The sequence below is a fragment of the Variovorax sp. J31P179 genome (assembly GCF_030316985.1).
GTDB classification, from domain to species: Bacteria; Pseudomonadota; Gammaproteobacteria; order Burkholderiales; family Burkholderiaceae_C; genus Variovorax; species Variovorax ginsengisoli_B.
In genome coordinates, this window is the sequence record NZ_JASZYL010000003.1 from 307,146 (window position 1) to 324,628 (window position 17,483).

At 66.7% G+C, this 17,483-nt stretch carries 19 protein-coding genes; 12 read left to right on the forward strand and 7 right to left on the reverse strand.

Annotated features, from left to right (window positions below; genetic code table 11):
• Positions 1–113: 113 nt before the first annotated feature.
• The 7 genes from ppsA (at position 114) to dnaB (ending at position 6,302) form a co-directional block, all read left to right on the forward strand.
• Positions 114–2,507 (forward strand): phosphoenolpyruvate synthase, encoded by a 2,394-nt coding sequence (ppsA, locus tag QTI17_RS09620; RefSeq protein WP_286532690.1) that lies wholly within the window; start codon positions 114–116, stop codon positions 2,505–2,507.
• Between the two features lie 170 nt (positions 2,508–2,677).
• The gene (locus QTI17_RS09625) at positions 2,678–3,169 is read left to right on the forward strand and encodes a hypothetical protein (RefSeq protein ID WP_286532692.1); all 492 of its coding nucleotides are present in this window, start codon (positions 2,678–2,680) and stop codon (positions 3,167–3,169) included.
• Positions 3,170–3,279: 110 nt separating this feature from the next.
• On the forward strand, positions 3,280–3,654 hold the full coding sequence (gene rpsF, locus QTI17_RS09630; protein WP_286507454.1) for a 30S ribosomal protein S6: 375 nt from the start codon (positions 3,280–3,282) through the stop codon (positions 3,652–3,654).
• Positions 3,655–3,658: 4 nt separating this feature from the next.
• Complete coding sequence (priB, locus tag QTI17_RS09635; RefSeq protein ID WP_286524444.1) at positions 3,659–3,961, forward strand: primosomal replication protein N; 303 nt, start codon at positions 3,659–3,661, stop codon at positions 3,959–3,961.
• Positions 3,962–3,979: 18 nt separating this feature from the next.
• Positions 3,980–4,261, forward strand: coding sequence for a 30S ribosomal protein S18 (gene rpsR / locus QTI17_RS09640; protein ID WP_007830781.1), 282 nt, complete (start codon positions 3,980–3,982; stop codon positions 4,259–4,261).
• Positions 4,262–4,274: 13 nt separating this feature from the next.
• Positions 4,275–4,727, forward strand: a complete 453-nt coding sequence (rplI, locus tag QTI17_RS09645) for a 50S ribosomal protein L9 (protein WP_286532695.1) — start codon at positions 4,275–4,277, stop codon at positions 4,725–4,727.
• Between the two features lie 171 nt (positions 4,728–4,898).
• The gene (gene dnaB, locus QTI17_RS09650) at positions 4,899–6,302 is read left to right on the forward strand and encodes a replicative DNA helicase (RefSeq protein ID WP_286507457.1); all 1,404 of its coding nucleotides are present in this window, start codon (positions 4,899–4,901) and stop codon (positions 6,300–6,302) included.
• A gap of 66 nt (positions 6,303–6,368) precedes the next feature.
• Here the strand turns inward: dnaB and QTI17_RS09655 are convergent, their stop codons facing one another.
• From QTI17_RS09655 to QTI17_RS09685, 7 genes are all read right to left on the reverse strand, one after another.
• Complete coding sequence (locus QTI17_RS09655) at positions 6,369–7,052, reverse strand: helix-turn-helix transcriptional regulator (RefSeq protein ID WP_286532697.1); 684 nt, start codon at positions 7,050–7,052, stop codon at positions 6,369–6,371.
• Between the two features lie 49 nt (positions 7,053–7,101).
• Positions 7,102–7,581 (reverse strand): GyrI-like domain-containing protein, encoded by a 480-nt coding sequence (locus QTI17_RS09660; protein ID WP_286532699.1) that lies wholly within the window; start codon positions 7,579–7,581, stop codon positions 7,102–7,104.
• A 20-nt stretch (positions 7,582–7,601) separates the two neighbouring features.
• Positions 7,602–8,066 (reverse strand): EVE domain-containing protein, encoded by a 465-nt coding sequence (locus tag QTI17_RS09665; protein ID WP_286532701.1) that lies wholly within the window; start codon positions 8,064–8,066, stop codon positions 7,602–7,604.
• A gap of 4 nt (positions 8,067–8,070) precedes the next feature.
• Positions 8,071–8,445, reverse strand: coding sequence for a VOC family protein (locus QTI17_RS09670; RefSeq protein WP_286532702.1), 375 nt, complete (start codon positions 8,443–8,445; stop codon positions 8,071–8,073).
• A 216-nt stretch (positions 8,446–8,661) separates the two neighbouring features.
• Positions 8,662–10,401 (reverse strand): PhoH family protein, encoded by a 1,740-nt coding sequence (locus tag QTI17_RS09675; protein WP_286532704.1) that lies wholly within the window; start codon positions 10,399–10,401, stop codon positions 8,662–8,664.
• A 190-nt stretch (positions 10,402–10,591) separates the two neighbouring features.
• Positions 10,592–11,068 (reverse strand): peroxiredoxin, encoded by a 477-nt coding sequence (locus tag QTI17_RS09680; RefSeq protein ID WP_286507466.1) that lies wholly within the window; start codon positions 11,066–11,068, stop codon positions 10,592–10,594.
• A gap of 173 nt (positions 11,069–11,241) precedes the next feature.
• A complete protein-coding gene (locus QTI17_RS09685) occupies positions 11,242–11,616 on the reverse strand; it encodes an Mth938-like domain-containing protein (protein WP_286532706.1) in 375 nt (124 codons plus the stop codon).
• Positions 11,617–11,682: 66 nt separating this feature from the next.
• Between QTI17_RS09685 and QTI17_RS09690 the strand changes: the two genes are divergently transcribed.
• The 5 genes from QTI17_RS09690 to QTI17_RS09710 are packed head-to-tail and all read left to right on the forward strand — an operon-like array spanning position 11,683 to position 17,481.
• The gene (locus QTI17_RS09690) at positions 11,683–12,909 is read left to right on the forward strand and encodes a pyridoxal phosphate-dependent aminotransferase (RefSeq protein ID WP_286532708.1); all 1,227 of its coding nucleotides are present in this window, start codon (positions 11,683–11,685) and stop codon (positions 12,907–12,909) included.
• A 30-nt stretch (positions 12,910–12,939) separates the two neighbouring features.
• Positions 12,940–14,262 (forward strand): homoserine dehydrogenase, encoded by a 1,323-nt coding sequence (locus QTI17_RS09695; protein ID WP_286532710.1) that lies wholly within the window; start codon positions 12,940–12,942, stop codon positions 14,260–14,262.
• Positions 14,262–15,680, forward strand: coding sequence for a threonine synthase (gene thrC / locus QTI17_RS09700; RefSeq protein ID WP_286532713.1), 1,419 nt, complete (start codon positions 14,262–14,264; stop codon positions 15,678–15,680). The genes QTI17_RS09695 and thrC overlap by 1 nt, the downstream gene beginning before the upstream one ends.
• 15 nt (positions 15,681–15,695) lie before the next feature.
• Positions 15,696–16,241: a molybdopterin-guanine dinucleotide biosynthesis protein B gene (gene mobB, locus QTI17_RS09705; RefSeq protein WP_286532716.1), complete on the forward strand. Its 546-nt coding sequence runs from the start codon at positions 15,696–15,698 to the stop codon at positions 16,239–16,241.
• On the forward strand, positions 16,234–17,481 hold the full coding sequence (locus tag QTI17_RS09710; protein WP_286532717.1) for a molybdopterin molybdotransferase MoeA: 1,248 nt from the start codon (positions 16,234–16,236) through the stop codon (positions 17,479–17,481). The genes mobB and QTI17_RS09710 overlap by 8 nt, the downstream gene beginning before the upstream one ends.
• Positions 17,482–17,483 lie beyond the last annotated feature (2 nt).

Consider the following 17,483-nt stretch of genomic DNA (forward strand, 5'->3'; position numbering starts at 1 on the left):
CACTTTTCCCCTTCGAATTCCAGCATGCACCCCCCGCCGATGCCCAGAGCAAGAAGAACGATCGCGTCGTGCCGCCTGCATGCAGCCACAGTTTCAACTTCTGGAGCTTTCCCATGTCTGACCTCTTCGAAGCGACCGCCCTGGTCGTCCCTTTCGAAAACCTGAGAATGACCGACGTCGAGTCGGTCGGCGGCAAGAACGCCAGTCTCGGCGAGATGATTTCCCAGCTGCCGCAGGGCGTGCGGGTGCCGACGGGCTTCGCCACCACGGCCCACGCCTTCCGCCAGTTCCTGGCCCATGACGGCCTGGCCGACAAGATCAGCGCCAAGCTCGCCGCGCTGGACACCGAGGACGTGCGCGCCCTGGCCACCGTGGGTGGCGAAATCCGCGCCATGGTCGAGGCCCAGCCTTTCCCGGCCGATCTGCAGAAGGCGATCGCGGATGCCTTCGCCACCCTGTCGGCTGGCAATCCCCAGGCCAGCTTCGCGGTCCGCTCCTCGGCCACCGCCGAAGACCTGCCCGACGCCTCCTTCGCCGGCCAGCAGGAGACCTTCCTCAATGTGGTCGGCATCGAGGACGTGCTGCACAAGATGAAGGAAGTGTTCGCCTCCCTCTACAACGACCGCGCGATCAGCTACCGGGTCCACAAGGGCTTCGCCCACGACGTGGTGGCGCTGTCGGCCGGCGTCCAGCGCATGGTCCGCAGCGACCTCGGCGCCGCCGGCGTGATGTTCACGATCGACACCGAATCCGGCTTCGAGGACGTGGTGTTCATCACCTCGAGCTACGGCCTCGGCGAGACGGTGGTGCAGGGCGCCGTGAACCCCGACGAGTTCTACGTCCACAAGCCGACCCTGCGCGCCGGCAAGCGGGCCGTCATCCGCCGCAACCTGGGCTCCAAGCTGATCCAGATGGAGTTCGCGAGCGCGGCCGAAAAGGCCGCCAGCGGCAAGCTGGTCAAGACCACCGACGTGCCGACCGAGCAGCGCAACCGCTATTCGCTGACCGACGCCGACGTCGAGCAGCTCGCCAGGTACGCCCTCGTGATCGAGGAGCACTACGGCCGCCCGATGGACATCGAGTGGGGCAAGGACGGCACCGACGGCCAGCTCTACATCCTGCAGGCGCGCCCTGAAACCGTGAAGAGCCAGCAGCAGGGCAAGGCCGAGCAGCGCTACAAGCTGCTGGGCCGCGGCGCCGTGCTGGCCGAAGGCCGTGCGATCGGCCAGAAGATCGGCACCGGACCGGTGCGCCTGGTCCACAGCATCAGCGAGATGGACAAGGTCCAGGCCGGCGACGTGCTGGTCACCGACATGACCGACCCCAACTGGGAGCCGGTGATGAAGCGGGCCGCGGCGATCGTGACCAACCGCGGCGGGCGCACCTGCCACGCGGCGATCATCGCCCGCGAACTGGGCATCCCGGCGGTGGTCGGCTGCGGCGACGCCACCGACCTGCTCAAGGACGGCACCCTGGTGACCGTGAGCTGCGCCGAAGGCGACACCGGCTTCATCTACGACGGCTTGATCGAAACCGAGGTGACCGAAGTGCAGCGCGGCGAAATGCCCCCCATCGACCTCAAGGTCATGATGAACGTCGGCAACCCGCAGCTGGCCTTCGACTTCGCCCAGTTGCCGAACCACGGCGTCGGCCTGGCGCGGCTCGAGTTCATCATCAACAACAACATCGGCGTCCACCCGAAGGCGATCCTCGACTACCCGAACGTCGATGCCGACCTCAAGAAGGCGGTCGAATCGGTGGCCCGCGGGCATGCATCGCCGCGCGCCTTCTACGTCGACAAGGTGGCCGAGGGCATCGCCACCATCGGCGCCGCCTTCTGGCCGAAGCCGGTGATCGTGCGGCTGTCGGACTTCAAGTCGAACGAGTACCGCAAGCTGATCGGCGGCAGCCGCTACGAGCCCGAGGAAGAGAACCCGATGCTCGGCTTCCGGGGTGCCGCGCGCTACCTGAGCGGCGAGTTCGGCGAGGCCTTCGCGATGGAATGCGAGGCGCTCAAGCGCGTGCGCAACGAGATGGGCCTGACCAACGTGCAGATCATGGTGCCCTTCGTGCGCACCCTGGGCCAGGCCCAGCGCGTGACCGAACTGCTGGGCGAGCACGGCCTGAAGCGCGGCGAAAACGAGCTCAAGCTGATCATGATGTGCGAAGTGCCGAGCAACGCGATCCTGCCCGAGGAGTTCCTGAAGTTCTTTGACGGCTTCTCGATCGGCTCCAACGACCTGACCCAGCTCACGCTGGGCCTGGACCGCGATTCCGGCCTCGAATTGCTGGCCGCCGACTTCGACGAGCGCGACCCCGCGGTCAAGGCTCTGCTGGAGAAGGTCATCAAGGCCTGCAAGGCCCAGGGCAAGTACGTCGGCATCTGCGGCCAGGGGCCCAGCGACCATCCGGATTTCGCGCTCTGGCTGGCGGAGCAGGGGATCGAGTCGATTTCGCTGAATCCCGACAGCGTCATCGAGACCTGGCAGCAGCTCGCCAAGCGCTGACCGATCGTGAGGCGCGACGGTGTCACCGTCGCGCAACGACTTTGTTCACGGACTGGGTGTAATCCCCGTGTCAGCTTGGTGTATTTGAAACCAAATGCATCTTTGCTGTCACACTCCAGGCATTTCCGGGGGGCCCGAGCCGCGCCCCTGGTCCTGGCGTCGAGGAACCCATGATTCTTGTCAAGACTGAAGCCGGTCAGCGTGTCCTGAAGGATCGTTCGATCGCGCTGACACCCCGCCAGCGCACGGCGTTCATCCTCTGCGACGGCAAGCGTAGCGTCGGCGACGTGCTCGAGGCCGGGATGGGCGTGAGCCGCGAGGAAATCGACCAGATGATCGCGCAGGGCCTGCTGGCGCTGGTCGGCGAGGCCAGCGCGCCTGCGATTCCCGCCGCTCCCGCAGGTGCTGCGTCGCCGGCGCCCGCCCCCGCGCCCGTGGTTGCTGCGCCGACTGCGGGCCGCTCCGACCAGCAGCGCTACAAGGACGCCTATCCGATCGCGACCCAGCTGACGGGCAGCCTGGGCTTGCGTGGCTTCAGGCTCAACCTGTCGGTCGAGGGCACCGCCAACTACGAACAGCTGCTGGAGCTGTTCCCGAAGATCCAGGCGGCGGTGGGGCCTGACAAGGCCGCCGCACTCGAACGGGCACTGCGCGGCGCCTGAGTGCTATAATTTACGGCTTTGCCTTGCCACACCACGTCTGACGCCGCGGGTGGCTCAACCCCTTTCCTCGACCAACATCGGGGAATCCAAACGGACCACAAGGAGTGCCAATGCGTCACTATGAAATCATTTTGCTGATCCACCCGGATCAGAGCGAGCAGGTTCCGGCCATGCTGGAGCGCTACAAGGGCCTGATCACGGCCGGCGGCGGCAAGATCCACCGCGTCGAAGACTGGGGCCGCCGTCAGCTGGCCTACCAGATCAACAAGCTGAACAAGGCGCACTATCTGTGCGTGAACATCGAAGCCGAGCAGACCGTCATGGCCGAACTCGAGCACGCGTTCAAGTTCAACGACGCCGTCCTGCGCCACCTGACCGTGGTCAAGAAGAAGGCCGACACCGGTCCTTCGTCGATGATGAAGACGGTCGAGCGCGAAGAGGCCCGCAAGGCCCAGCAGGCCGAATACGCCGCCAACAACAACTGATGGCGTGAGCGTTGCCGCGGTCAATCAGCTGTTGCTGACTGCCTGCGTCGCCGAACTCGGAGCCCTGCGTTTCACGCCTGCCGGTCTGCCCGCCGTCGACCTGCGACTCGAACACGAGTCGACAGTGACCGAAGCGTCCCAGCCCCGACAGGTCAAGGCGGCCATCAAGGCCGTCGCCTTCGGCGCAGTGGCCGAACGGCTCGCAAGGCAGGAGCTGGGCAGTCTCTGGCGATTCCAGGGCTTCCTCGCGACACCGGGCAACGGCAAGCATCCAGTGCTTCACATCCAGAACTTTCAGCAAGATTAATTTTCTAGAGGTCCAAACATGGCCACGTTCAAGAAATTCAACAAGGACAAGCGTCCGAAGCGCAACACCCAGTCGCTGCTGTTCAAGCGCAAGCGCTTCTGCCGCTTCACCGTCGCCGGCGTCGAAGAGATCGACTACAAGGACATCGACACCCTGCGCGACTTCATCAGCGAAAACGGCAAGATCATCCCCGCACGCCTGACCGGCACGCGCGCGATCTACCAGCGCCAGCTCAACACCGCGATCAAGCGTGCCCGCTTCCTCGCGATGGTGCCGTACAGCGACCAACACCGCGTCTAAGGAGCGACACACCATGCAAGTCATTCTTCTGGACAAAGTCGTCAACCTCGGCGTCCTCGGCGAAATCGTCAAGGTCAAGGACGGTTACGCCCGCAACTTCCTGATCCCGTCGGGCCGTGCCCGCCGCGCCACCGAAGCCAACAAGGCCGAATTCGAAGCCAAGCGCGTCGAGCTCGAAAAGGCTGCGGCCGCCAAGCTGGCCGAATCGCAAGCCCAGGGCGAAAAGCTCGGCGGCACCACCGTCAAGCTGACCCAGAAGGCCGGCGTCGACGGCCGCCTGTTCGGCTCGGTCACCAACGCCGACATCGCCGAAGAGCTCGGCAAGCAAGGCTACAAGGTCGCGAAGGCGCAAGTGCGCATGCCCAACGGCCCGATCAAGGTCGTCGGCGACAGCACCGTCAGCGTCGCGCTGCACACCGACGTGGTGGTCGACATCACGGTCACGGTCTACGGCGAGAGCGCCTAAGACGCCCCACGCGCTTCGTGCGCGTGAAAGAGCCGCCTTCGGGCGGCTTTTCTTTTTCCGGCGGCCTGGGTTGTCCCGCACGCTGCACCGGAAGATCACTGCTTATTCACAGCCTTGTCCACGTGACGCCGCGCCCCGCCCGGCTTAGCATGCATGGTTGCAAGGAACTTCATGTCCGCACTCTTTTCCTACGCCGATAACGACCCGTCGTCAGACCGCCAGATCGCGCAACTGCGCATCCCGCCGCATTCGATCGAGGCCGAATCGAGCGTGCTGGGCGGCCTGCTGCTCGACAACGGCGCCTGGGACCGGATGGGCGACGTGGTGGTCGACGGCGACTTCTACCGCCACGAGCACAAGCTGATCTACGCGGCCATCGGCACGCTGATCAACGCCAGCAAACCGGCCGACGTGATCACGGTCTACGAGCAGTTGCAGAACCTCGGCAAGGCCGACGAGATCGGCGGCCTGGCCTACCTCAACTCGCTCGCGCAGTACGTGCCGAGCGCGAGCAACATCCGGCGCTACGCCGAAATCGTGCGCGAGCGCTCGATCCTGCGCAAGCTGGTGAGCGCGAGCGACGAGATCGCCACCAACGCCTTCAACACGCAGGGCAAGGCGGTCGACAAGATCCTCGACGAGGCCGAGCAGAAGATCTTCAACATCGGCGAGGAAGGCTCGCGCATGAAGCAGGGCTTCCAGGGCATGGATTCCCTGGTGGTCGAACTGCTCGACCGCGTGACCGAGATGGCCGAGAACCCGAACGACATCACGGGCGTGCGGACCGGCTTCTACGAATTCGACAAGATGACCTCGGGCCTGCAGCCGGGCGACATGATCGTGCTGGCGGCGCGGCCCTCGATGGGCAAGACCTCGCTGGCCATCAACATCGCCGAGCACGTGGCCCTCAACGAAGGCCTGCCGGTGGCGGTGTTCTCGATGGAAATGGGCGCCTCGCAGCTGGCGGTGCGTATCGTCGGCTCGATCGGCCGCATCGACCAGGGCCACCTGCGCACCGGCAAGCTGACCGACGAGGAATGGCCGCGCCTGACCGAAGCCATCGAGAAGCTGCGCAACGTGTCGCTGCACATCGACGAGACGCCCGGCCTCACCACGAGCGAGCTGCGCGCCAACGCGCGCAGGCTGGCGCGCCAGTACGGCAAGCTCGGCCTGATCGTGGTCGACTACCTGCAGCTCATGAGCGTCTCGAGCAGCATGAACGACGAGAACCGCGCCACCGCCGTGGGCGAAATCTCGCGCGGCCTGAAGATGCTGGCCAAGGAGCTCAAGTGCCCGGTGATCGCGCTGTCGCAGTTGAGCCGCGGCGTCGAGAGCCGCACCGACAAGCGCCCGATGATGAGCGACCTGCGCGAGTCCGGCGCGATCGAGCAGGACGCCGACATCATCATGTTCATCTACCGCGACGACTACTACGACAAGAACAGCAAGGAGCCGGGCGTCGCCGAGGTGATCATCAGCAAGCATCGCAATGGCCCGACCGGCACCGTCAAGCTGGCCTTCCTGAAGCCGCTGACCAAGTTCGAGAACCTGGCGGGCGGCGGCAACGATTTCTGAGAATCTTGAGACCTTGCGGGACAGACCAAGAAACCGCGCAGCAGTTTTTGCTCTGTCCTCAACCGACTAGGCATCCGCTTTGAGCCGGCGCAGCATGTCCGCAAGGGTCTTCCCCGGCTCGTCCCTGAAACGCTCCGGCATCACTTCGATGCGGTCGATGCGGTCGATCCGAAAGCCGCGGAAGTCGTCGCGCAGTTCGCACCAGGCCGAGAAGGTCCAGACCTTGCCCCAATAGAAGCAGCCCAGCGGACGCACCGTGCGCTGGCTGGGAGCGCCGGCGACATCGCGGTAATCCATGCGCAGCTTGTGGCGTGACTGCACCGCCTCGCGCAGGGTCTGCAGTCGATCGCGCGTGCCGGCGTCGAGCACGTAGGCCGGCGCGTAGAGCGCCAGGCTCTCGGCCGACACCCGCGCCGCCGGCGGCAGCACCGACAGGATCTTGCCGAGCGCCGATTCGATGTCGCGCGCCATCGCGGCGTCGACCCAGCTCTGCGCCAGGCGCGCCGAGGCGACCAATGCCGCCGCCTCGTCCTGCGTGAACATCAGCGGCGGCAGGTCGAAGCCGGAGCCGAGCCGGTAGCCGACGCCGGCTTCACCTTCGATCGGCACGCCCTGGAGTTGCAGGTCGGCGACATCACGATAGACCGTGCGCTCCGAGACCTCGAGCCGCTGCGCCAGGAAGGCGGCCGTGGTGAGGCGGCGTCCGCGGATGAGCTGGACGATCTGGAACAGGCGGTCGGCACGGCGCATGAAGAGGGGTCAGGCTCCGATGATTCGGGTGGCGAAATCTTCGCTCATGTCATTCCGTCAGGATTCCGATGTGGATGGCGACCTGGTCGGGGCCGCTGTAGGCCTCGAAGTCGGTCTTGTAGCGACGCTTGATCTCGGGGTGCGCATCGAAATAGTGCCAGATCGCCTGCCACACCGCGAGCACCATCTGCGGCATCTCGCCGTGGCCGTGGAAGACGAGGTAGTCGCCGCCCTCGATCCGCACGCTCGCGGGGCCGTCCGCCACGGCGACGCCGGTCGTGATGTCGAAGGCCCCATGGGCATCGGCCTCGTAGTCCGAGTAGACGCCGAACAGCCGCATGTCGTCGACGCGGTGCGGCGTCTTCTCGTAGACCCGCTCGCCGAAGAAGCGGTCCCACAGGGTGCCGATGCGGGCGGCCTGCGGATCGCTCTCGTCGCGGTTGGTGGTGCGCGCGGTCAGCCCCGCGACGCGGAAGGGTTCGAGACGTTGACGTTGGGGTTGGGGTTGAGATTGGGATTGGGATTGCATGGTTTTCTCCATCATCGGTTTCAAGGGCCGAGGCCTTGAAGCTCGGCCTGCATGGCGGCCGCGATCAGTCCGAAATCGTGGTCGTTGACCTCGAACAGGCCGAAGCGGAACTTGCCGCCCCAGTGCTTCGGGTCGTCGACGAAATCGAACTGCTCGATCAGCGGCAGGATCGGCGCTTCCCGGGCCGCCGAGGCGTAGCGGACGTCGCGCCGCCAGGGAACGAAGCCATTGCCCATGTCGGCCTCGTAGGGGTGGTCGCCGTGGACCACGCCGATCGACACGAAGCTCTGCAGCCGGTCGGCGTGGCCCAGGGTGGTGGTCGGCGCGTAGTAGGCGACATGGTCGCCGGCCCGGATGCGCTTGAGCGGCGCCAGCTTGCCGTGGCCGACCTGCATGAAGCCGCCCGCGGGATCGTCGCGGCCGCGCCGCGCATGCTCCGCGCTGGCGACGGCGATCCAGTTCCTGTGCCGGGTGGGGGCGGTCATGGCGTCAGGCCAGGGCGTGCAGCCCGACTTCGTTGCCTTCGGTGTCGCGCAGCACCGCGAAGGAGCCCATGTCGCCGGGCAGCGCCGTCTTCGGCGTCACGACCTGCCCGCCCGCCGGCGCCACGCGCGACAGCGCGGCGTCGATGCTCGGCATGCAGTCGAGATAGATCCGAACGCCGCCGCCCGTGGCGGCGGCGCGCGGCCCGCCGGCCACCAGGCAGCCGCCGGTGGCCGGTTCTTCGTAGGCGAAGATCGCCATCGCCGCGCCGCCCATGTCCTCGCGCTTGAGCGCGCGGCCGAGCACCTTCTCGTAGAAGGCCTGGGCGCGATCCAGGTCGGCAACGGGGATTTCGAACCAGTTGATGGTGGTGGCAGTCATGGAGCTCTCCTCAGTCAGTGATTGAAGGCCTCATGCTGCGCGCCGCCTGCTGACAACGTAGTGTCAGCAGACTTCAGCAGGGTGAAGAGAAGGGCGGCCGCGCGCAGCGAGGCCCGTTCGGGAAACACCGCGGAACTGGCTTTGCCAGGCCGCTGGTGTTGCCCCCGGCAGGGGGTGGGCGCCCGGACACGAAGTGCCGGGCAACCTGGGGGCGAGCTACAGGACTTCGCTGGCGAAGTCGGCGAGCCTGGAGCGTTCGCCGCGCGCCAGCGTGATGTGCCCGCTGTGCGGCCAGCCCTTGAACTTGTCGACCGCGAAGGTCAGGCCGGAAGAGCCCTCGGTGAGGTAGGGCGTATCGATCTGGGCCAGGTTGCCCATGCAGATGATCTTGGTGCCCGGGCCGGCCCGCGTCACCAGCGTCTTCATCTGCTTGGGCGTCAGGTTCTGCGCCTCGTCGATGATCACGTACTTGTTCAGGAAGGTACGCCCGCGCATGAAGTTCATGCTCTTGATCTTGATGCGGCTGCGGATCAGCTCGTTGGTGGCCGCCCGGCCCCATTCGCCGGCGCCGCCGCCGTCGCCCTTGGCCAGGAACTCGAGGTTGTCGTCGAGCGCGCCCATCCAGGGGCCCATCTTTTCTTCCTCGGTGCCGGGCAGGAAGCCGATGTCCTCGCCGACGCTGACGGTCGCGCGGGTCATGATGATCTCGGTGTAGCGGCGGTCGTCGAGCACCTGCGTCAGGCCCGAGGCCAGCGCCATCAGGGTCTTGCCGGTGCCGGCGGTGCCGGTCAGCGTGACGAAGTCGACGTCCGGGTCCATCAGCAGGTTCATCGCGAAGTTCTGCTCGCGGTTGCGGGTGTTCACGCCCCACACCGCGTTCTTGACCGAGCCGTAGTCCTTCAAGGTCTTGAGCACCGCGGTCTTGTCGCGGATCTCGGTCACGCGCGCATACATGCTCGGCTCGCCGGGCGCCTCGAAATACACGAACTGGTTGATGTAGAGGTTCGGCACGATCGGGCCGCTGATGCGGTAGAAGGTGCTGCTGCCGCTCTGCCAGCTTTCGACCGTCTTGCTTTGGCGGGTCCAGAAGTCGGCCGGCAGGGCCAGCGAGCCGGCGTAGAGCAGGTCGCCGTCCTCGAGGGTCTTGTCGTTCTGGTAGTCGTCGGCGGCCAGCCCGAGGGCGCGTGCCTTGACGCGCATGTTGATGTCCTTCGACACCAGCACCACTTCCTGCTTCGGCCGGCTGGGCGCGTCCTCGGCGTAGAGGTCGCGCAGCGCCTGCACCACGCCCAGGATCTGGTTGTCGGCCTTGCCCTGCGGCAGGCTAGTCGGCAGCGTGTAGTCGAGCGGCGCGGTCTGGAAGAACAGCTTGCCGCCGGCCTCGCGGTGGCCGGTGGTGTCGAGTTTCAGCCCCTTGCCGATGTCGGCACCCTGCGCGCCGGCCAGCGCGTCGAGCGTGCGGCTGGTCTGGCGGCCGTTGCGCGCGACTTCGGTGGTGCCTTTCTTGTGGCCGTCGAGCTCTTCCAGCACGATCATCGGCAGAAAGATGTCGTGCTCCTCGAAGCGGAACAGGCACATCGGGTCGTGCAGCAGCACGTTGGTGTCCAGCACGAAGAGCTTCGCCGGACCGTTGGACTTGCTGCGCTTGGGACGCTGGGCGACCTGCGGTGCCGGGGCGGGCGCGCGGACGCGGGTCTCGACCTGCACGGCCGGCTCCTGCACCGGACGCGGCGGCGCCTTGGCCCGGGGCAGCGGCGGCGGCTCGATCGCGGCGCCAGCCTCGGCCGCGTGGCGATCGAACAATTCGAGCGGCTGGGGCCCGTTCGAGTCGCTTTGCTCAGTCCTGCGGTCGGCCGAGCGGCGGCCGCTGCGTCCGTGCGAGGAACGGGCGGGCGCGTCGTGGGCGTCCGGCGAAAGCAGTGCGGCGCGTTTCGTGGGGGCGGGAGGCAAGGGCATGGAGGGTGTCGCTCGCAAAAGTAAAGGGGCCAGAAAGCGAAAAAGCCGCCTGAAGACCAGGGCGGCTTTTTTCGGTGGATGCGGTCGTGGAGCTCAACGGCATGAAGCCATTATGCACATCGCACGTGACGCAGCCTGTGATCGTTGCGCTTCGCCAACGCGAGCGCGAAAAACCACACGAATTCGGGTTTCAGGCGGATTTCTTGAGCGCCTTGACTGCCTTCAGGACGTCGTCGACGTGGCCCGGGACCTTGAGGCCCCGCCATTCGGCCTTCAGGATGCCGTCGGCGCCGATCAGGAAGGTGCTGCGCTCGATGCCCTTGACCTTCTTGCCGTACATGATCTTGTTCTTGACCACACCGAACATGTGGCACATCTTTTCTTCGGTATCGGCGATCAGCTCGAAGGGGAGTTCGAGCTTCGCCTTGAATTCGTCGTGCGACTTCATGTTGTCGCGCGAGACGCCGAACACGGTGGCGCCCGCCTTCTCGAAGTCCTTGTAGCGATCGCGGAATTGCATCGCCTCGGTCGTGCAACCCGGGGTATTGTCCTTGGGGTAGAAGTACATGACCAGCACATGGCCGAGGTGAGACGTGTTCGAGACCTTCAGGCCGCCTGTCGCATTGGCGTCGAATTCGGGAATGGGTTTGTTGACAACGATCGCCATGAAACTTGTTTTCTCCGTTTGATTCCATGTCCGACCCGGTCGGGATCATGGAGGATTGGTCGTTGCTTTACTGGGCTAGCTACTGGGCTGGCTACTAGGCTGGCTGCCGGTTCGCAACCCGCGATTTTACCCCGAAATGACTCCAATTGCCCTCAGGGCGACTCCAATTGCCCTCACGGCTTCTCGATCAACAGCGCAGCGAGCACATGGCGCCCCTCGCTCGCGAGGATGTTGTAGGTGCGGCAGGCCGCGGCCGTGTCCATGGTTTCGACGCCGGTGCGCTGCGCCATCAGGGGCTGCAGCCAGGCCGGCTGCGGGAAGCGGATGCGCTTGCCGCTGCCGAAGATGATCAGTTCGGCGCCCAGCGAGGCCAGCTGGGCGAAATGCTCGGCGCCGAGCTGGCTGAAGTCGCTGGCGTCCCACTCGAAGCGCTCCCCGCGGGAGCCGACCACGACGCTGGATTCGACCCGTTCATTGTTGATCGCGACCCAGCCCGGGCCGTGCGCAGTGAGGGTCTGGACGTCGGATTTGTCAGGCTGGAGCTTCATCGGAGAGGGGGTTGAAATGTGGTCAAATTATAGGTTTTCCCCTGCGCAGACCCCCTTGGAGGGACTTTGAAACCGCTCAAGAAATCGGCCAAGCTGGCCAATGTGCTCTACGACATCCGCGGCCCGATCATGGACGCCGCGAAGCAGATGGAGGAAGAGGGCCAGAAGATCATCAAGCTCAACATCGGCAATCTGGCCGTGTTCGGCTTCGATGCGCCCGAGGAGGTGCAGCAGGACATGATCCGCAACCTGCCGGCCTCGGCCGGCTACTCGGACAGCAAGGGCATCTTCGCGGCGCGCAAGGCGGTGATGCACGAGACCCAGAAGCAGGGCATCGCCGGTGTCACGCTCGACGACATCTACCTCGGCAACGGCGCCAGCGAGCTGATCGCGATGGCCACCAACGCGCTGCTCAACGACGGCGACGAGCTGCTGCTGCCGGCCCCCGACTATCCGCTGTGGACCGCGGTCGCGAGCCTGTCGGGCGGCCGCCCGGTGCATTACGTGTGCGACGAGGACAACGGCTGGATGCCGAGCCTCGACGACATCCGCGCCAAGATCACGCCGCGCACCCGCGGCATCGTGGTGATCAACCCGAACAACCCCACCGGCGCGCTCTACTCGGACGACCTGCTCAAGGGCATCGTCGCGATCGCCCGCGAGCACGGCCTGGTGATCTTCGCCGACGAGGTTTACGACAAGGTCCTGTACGACGGCGTCCGGCACACGGCGATCGCCAGCTTGTCGAAGGACGTCCTGACGCTGACCTTCAACTCGCTGTCCAAGAGCTATCGCTCCTGCGGCTACCGCGCCGGCTGGCTGGTGGTGTCGGGCGACAAGAAGATGGCGCGAGACTACATCGAGGGCCTCAACATGCTCTCGAACATGCGGCTGTGCGCCAACGTGCCGGGCCAGTGGGCGATCCAGACCGCGCTCGGCGGCTACCAGAGCATCAACGACCTGGTCGCCCCGGGTGGGCGCCTGCGCCGCCAGCGCGACCTGGCCTACGACCTGATCACCGCGATTCCGGGTGTGAGCTGCGTCAAGCCCAGCGCGGCGCTCTACATGTTTCCCAAGCTCGATCCGAAGGTCTACCCGATCGAGGACGACCGGCAGTTCTTCCTCGATCTGCTGAAGGAGACCAAGGTGATGCTGGTGCAGGGCACGGGCTTCAACTGGGCCACGCCCGACCATTTCAGGATCGTGTTCCTGCCGCACGAAGAGGATCTGCGCGAGGCGGTCAACCGCATCGCCGGCTTCCTCGAACGCTATCGAAACCGGGTTGCGGCCTGAGTCCCCCCATTGCTCCAGAAGACACATCGAATGAAACCCATCCAAGTTGGCCTGCTCGGCATCGGCACCGTCGGTAGCGGCACCTTCCAGGTGCTACGCCGCAATCAGGAAGAAATCAAGCGCCGCGCCGGCCGCGGCATCGAGATCACGATGGTCGCCGACCTCGACACGGCGCGCGCGAAGGCGGTGGTCGGCGAGGGCGTGCAGGTGGTCGCCGACGCGCGCGCCGTGATCGCCAACCCCGAGATCGACATCGTGGTCGAGCTGATCGGCGGCTACGGCATCGCCAGGCAGCTGGTGCTCGAGGCGATCGCCGCCGGCAAGCACGTGGTCACGGCCAACAAGGCGCTGCTCGCGGTGCACGGCACCGAGATCTTCGCGGCCGCCCACGCCAAGGGCGTGATGGTGGCCTTCGAGGCGGCGGTGGCGGGCGGCATCCCGATCATCAAGGCGCTGCGCGAAGGGCTGACGGCCAACTCGATCCAGTGGATCGCCGGCATCATCAACGGCACCACCAACTTCATCCTGTCCGAGATGCGCGACAAGGGGCTCGATTTCGCGACCGTGCTCAAGGAGGCGCAGCGCCTGGGCTACGCCGAGGCCGACCCGACCTTCGACATCGAAGGCGTCGATGCGGCGCACAAGGTCACGCTGATGAGCGCGATCGCGTTCGGCATCCCGGTGCAGTTCGACCGTGCGCACGTCGAGGGCATCACCAAGCTCGCGGCGCAGGACATCAAGTACGCCGAGCAGCTGGGCTACCGCATCAAGCTGCTGGGCGTGACCCGCCGCGTGGCGCAGGGCGTCGAGCTGCGCGTGCATCCGGCGCTGGTGCCGTCGAAGCGCCTGCTGGCCAACGTCGAGGGCGCGATGAATGCGGTGGTGGTTCACGGCGACGCCGTCGGCACCACGCTCTATTACGGCAAGGGCGCGGGCAGCGAGCCGACCGCCAGCGCGGTGATCGCCGACCTGGTCGACATCGCGCGCCTGCACACGGCCGACGCCGCGCACCGCGTGCCGCACCTGGCTTTCCATCCGGACGCGATGAGCGACCTGAAGATCGTGCCGATGGCCGAGGTCGTGACCAGCTACTACCTGCGCCTGCGCGTGGCCGACGAAGCCGGCGTGCTGGCCAAGGTCACGGGCCTGCTGGCCAGCGCGGGCATCAGCATCGACGCCGTGCTGCAGCGCGAAGCCGACGAAGTGGGCGGCGAAGGCTCGACCCAGACTGACCTCATCATCCTCACGCACGACACCCGCGAGGGCACGCTCGACGACGCCATGGCGCAGCTGCAGGCACTGCCGACCGTGCTGGCGCCGATCGTGCGCATCCGCAAGGAAGAGCTCTCCTGATGCGCTACCTGTCCACGCGCGGTCACCCGGACCGCCGCCGCTTCTGCGACATCCTGCTCGAGGGCCTGGCGCCCGACGGCGGCCTCTACCTGCCCGAGCAGTATCCGAAGGTCGATGCGGCGACGCTCGAGAAATGGCGCGGCCTGAGCTACGCCGAACTGGCTTTCGAGGTGCTCTCGCTTTACGTCGATGACATCCCGGCCGCCGACCTGAAGGCACTCTGCGCCAGGACCTACACCGCCGAAGTGTTCGGCAGCGACGAGATCGTGCCGCTGCGCGAACTCGAGGACGGCGTCTACCTCGAAGCCCTGTCGAACGGCCCGACCCTGGCCTTCAAGGACATGGCGATGCAGCTGCTCGGCAACCTGTTCGAGTACGAACTGAACCGCCGCGGCGAGCAGCTCAACATCCTCGGCGCCACCAGCGGCGACACCGGCAGCGCGGCCGAGTACGCGATGCGCGGCAAGAAGGGCGTGCGGGTCTTCATGACCTCGCCCGACGGCCGCATGAGCCCGTTCCAGCAGGCCCAGATGTTCAGCCTGCAGGACGCGAACATCCACAACATCGCCATCAGCGGCGTGTTCGACGACTGCCAGGACATCGTCAAGGCGGTGTCGAACGACCTGGGCTTCAAGCGCAAGTACAAGATCGGCACGGTCAATTCGATCAACTGGGCGCGGCTGCTGGCCCAGGTCGTGTATTACTTCGCCGGCTACTTCCAGGCCACGGCTTCGAACGACAAGCAGGTCAGCTTCACCGTGCCTTCGGGCAACTTCGGCAATGTCTGCGCGGGCCACGTGGCCCGCATGATGGGCCTGCCGATCCGCACGCTGGTGGTGGCGACCAACGAGAACGACGTGCTCGACGAGTTCTTCCGCACCGGCGTCTACCGCGTGCGCGCGGCCGCCGACACCCACGAGACCTCGAGCCCCTCGATGGACATCTCCAAGGCCAGCAACTTCGAGCGCTTCGTGTTCGACCTGGTGGGCCGCGACGGCGCCAAGACGCGTGCGCTGTTCGAGGGCGAGCTGGGCCGGGCCGGCCGCTTCGACCTGAGCGGCGACCCGGTCTTCGCCGAGGCGGCGACACGCTTCGGTTTCGCCAGCAGCCGCAGCACCCATGCCGACCGCCTGGCCACCATTCGCGATACCGACAAGCGGTTCGCGACACTGATCGACACCCATACCGCCGACGGCCTCAAGGCTGCGCGCGAGCACTTGGTCGCGGGCGTGCCGATGATCGTGCTCGAGACCGCGCTGCCGATCAAGTTCGCCGAGACCATCGTCGAGGCGCTGGGCCACGAGCCGGAGCGGCCGGCGCGCTTCGATGGCATCGAGGCGCTGCCCAAGCGGGTCGTCAAGCTGCCGGCCGATGCCGAGGCCGTGAAAGCCTACATTGCCCAGCACTGCGACGACTGAGCGGGCCGACCGCGCATGAAAGTCATCGGCTTCGCCGGCTACTCGGGTGCGGGCAAGACCACGCTGGTCGAGCGGCTCATTCCTGTGCTCAGGCTGCTGGGCCAGCGCGTGTCGGTGGTCAAGCATGCGCACCACAAGTTCGACATCGACCATCCGGGCAAGGACACCTTCCGCCATCGCGAGGCCGGTGCCTTCGAGGTCGTGGTGGCCTCCGACAAGCGGCTGGCGCTGATGCGCGAGTTCGAGCGCCCGACCGAGCTCGGCGTGCACGCGCTCATCGCGGAACTCGACCACGGGGTCGACTGGGTGCTGGTCGAGGGCTTCAAGCACAGCGACCTGTTCAAGATCGAGGTCTTTCGCGCGCCCGCCGAGGGTGAGGCGCCGCGCCCGGCACGCTACCTCGAGGACGCCTTCGTCGTCGGCATCGCGACCGACGATCCCGCGCGCCTGCCCCGGCCCACCGAGCTGCCGATCTTTGACCTCGACGACGTCGATGGCATCGGCGACTGGCTGCTGCGGCATGCCGAGCGTTTCGACTACAAGGTAGACCACCATGGCTAGCGCTTCGAACCGTCCCCCCCTGATGCCGCTCGATGAGGCGCTGGCGCGATTGCTCGCCGCCGCCACGCCCCGCCTGGGCAGCGAGAGCGTGTCGACCTTCGAGGCCGACGGCCGGGTGCTGGCGCAGGACGTGGTGTCGGGCCTGACCGTGCCGCCGCGCGACAACAGCTCGATGGACGGCTACGCGGTGCGCAGCGCCGATTGCGCGACTGCGGGCACCGTGCTGCGGGTGGCGCAGCGGATTCCGGCCGGCAGTGTCGGCACGCCGCTCGCCGCCGGCACCGCGGCGCGCATCTTCACCGGCGCCCAGATCCCCGAGGGCGCCGATGCCGTCGTGATGCAGGAAGACACGGCTGCGCTGGCCGAGGAGGGCGGCCTGGGCCGCGTGCGCATCGAGCTCGCGCCGGCTGCCGGCCAGTGGATCCGCCGCGCCGGCGAAGACGTCGCGGCGGGCGACGTGGTCCTTGCCCGCGGCGAGCGGCTGACGCCGGCCGGACTCGGCCTGGCGGCCAGCGTCGGGCTCGACCGGCTGCAGGTGTCGAGGCGCCCGCGCGTGGCCTTGCTGTCGACCGGCGACGAGCTCGTGATGCCGGGCGAGGTGGCGCCCGAGGCGATGAAGCCGGGCTCGATCTACAACTCGAACCGATTCTTCATGCGGGCCCTGCTGGTGCGGCTCGGGTGCGAGGTCAACGACCTGGGCATCGTGCCGGACCGGCGCGAGACGACCATCGAGGCGCTGGCCGCCGCATCGCTCGGCAACGACCTGATCATCACCACCGGCGGCGTCTCGGTCGGCGAGGAAGACCATATCAAGGCCGCGGTGCAGCATCTCGGCCAGCTCGATCTCTGGTCGCTGTCGATGAAGCCGGGCAAGCCCTTCGCCTATGGCCGCATCGGCGACACGCACCTGACGGGGCTGCCCGGCAATCCGGTCTCGAGCTTCCTGACTTTCCTGCTGCTGGTGCGGCCCTTCCTGCTGACCCTGCAGGGCGCGACGCGCGTGGCGCCCGAGCCGATCGCGGTGCGTGCCGATTTCGACTGGCCGAGGGCCGACCGGCGGCGCGAGTTCCTGCGCGCCCGGCGCAATGCGGCGGGCGGGCTCGACGTGTTCGGCAACCAGAGCTCCGGCGTGCTGACCTCCATGGTCTGGGGCGACGGCGTGATCGACACGCCGGCGGGCCAGCCCTTCAAGGCCGGCGACACGGTGCAGTTCATTCCCTTCGCCTCGCTGCTCGGCTGACC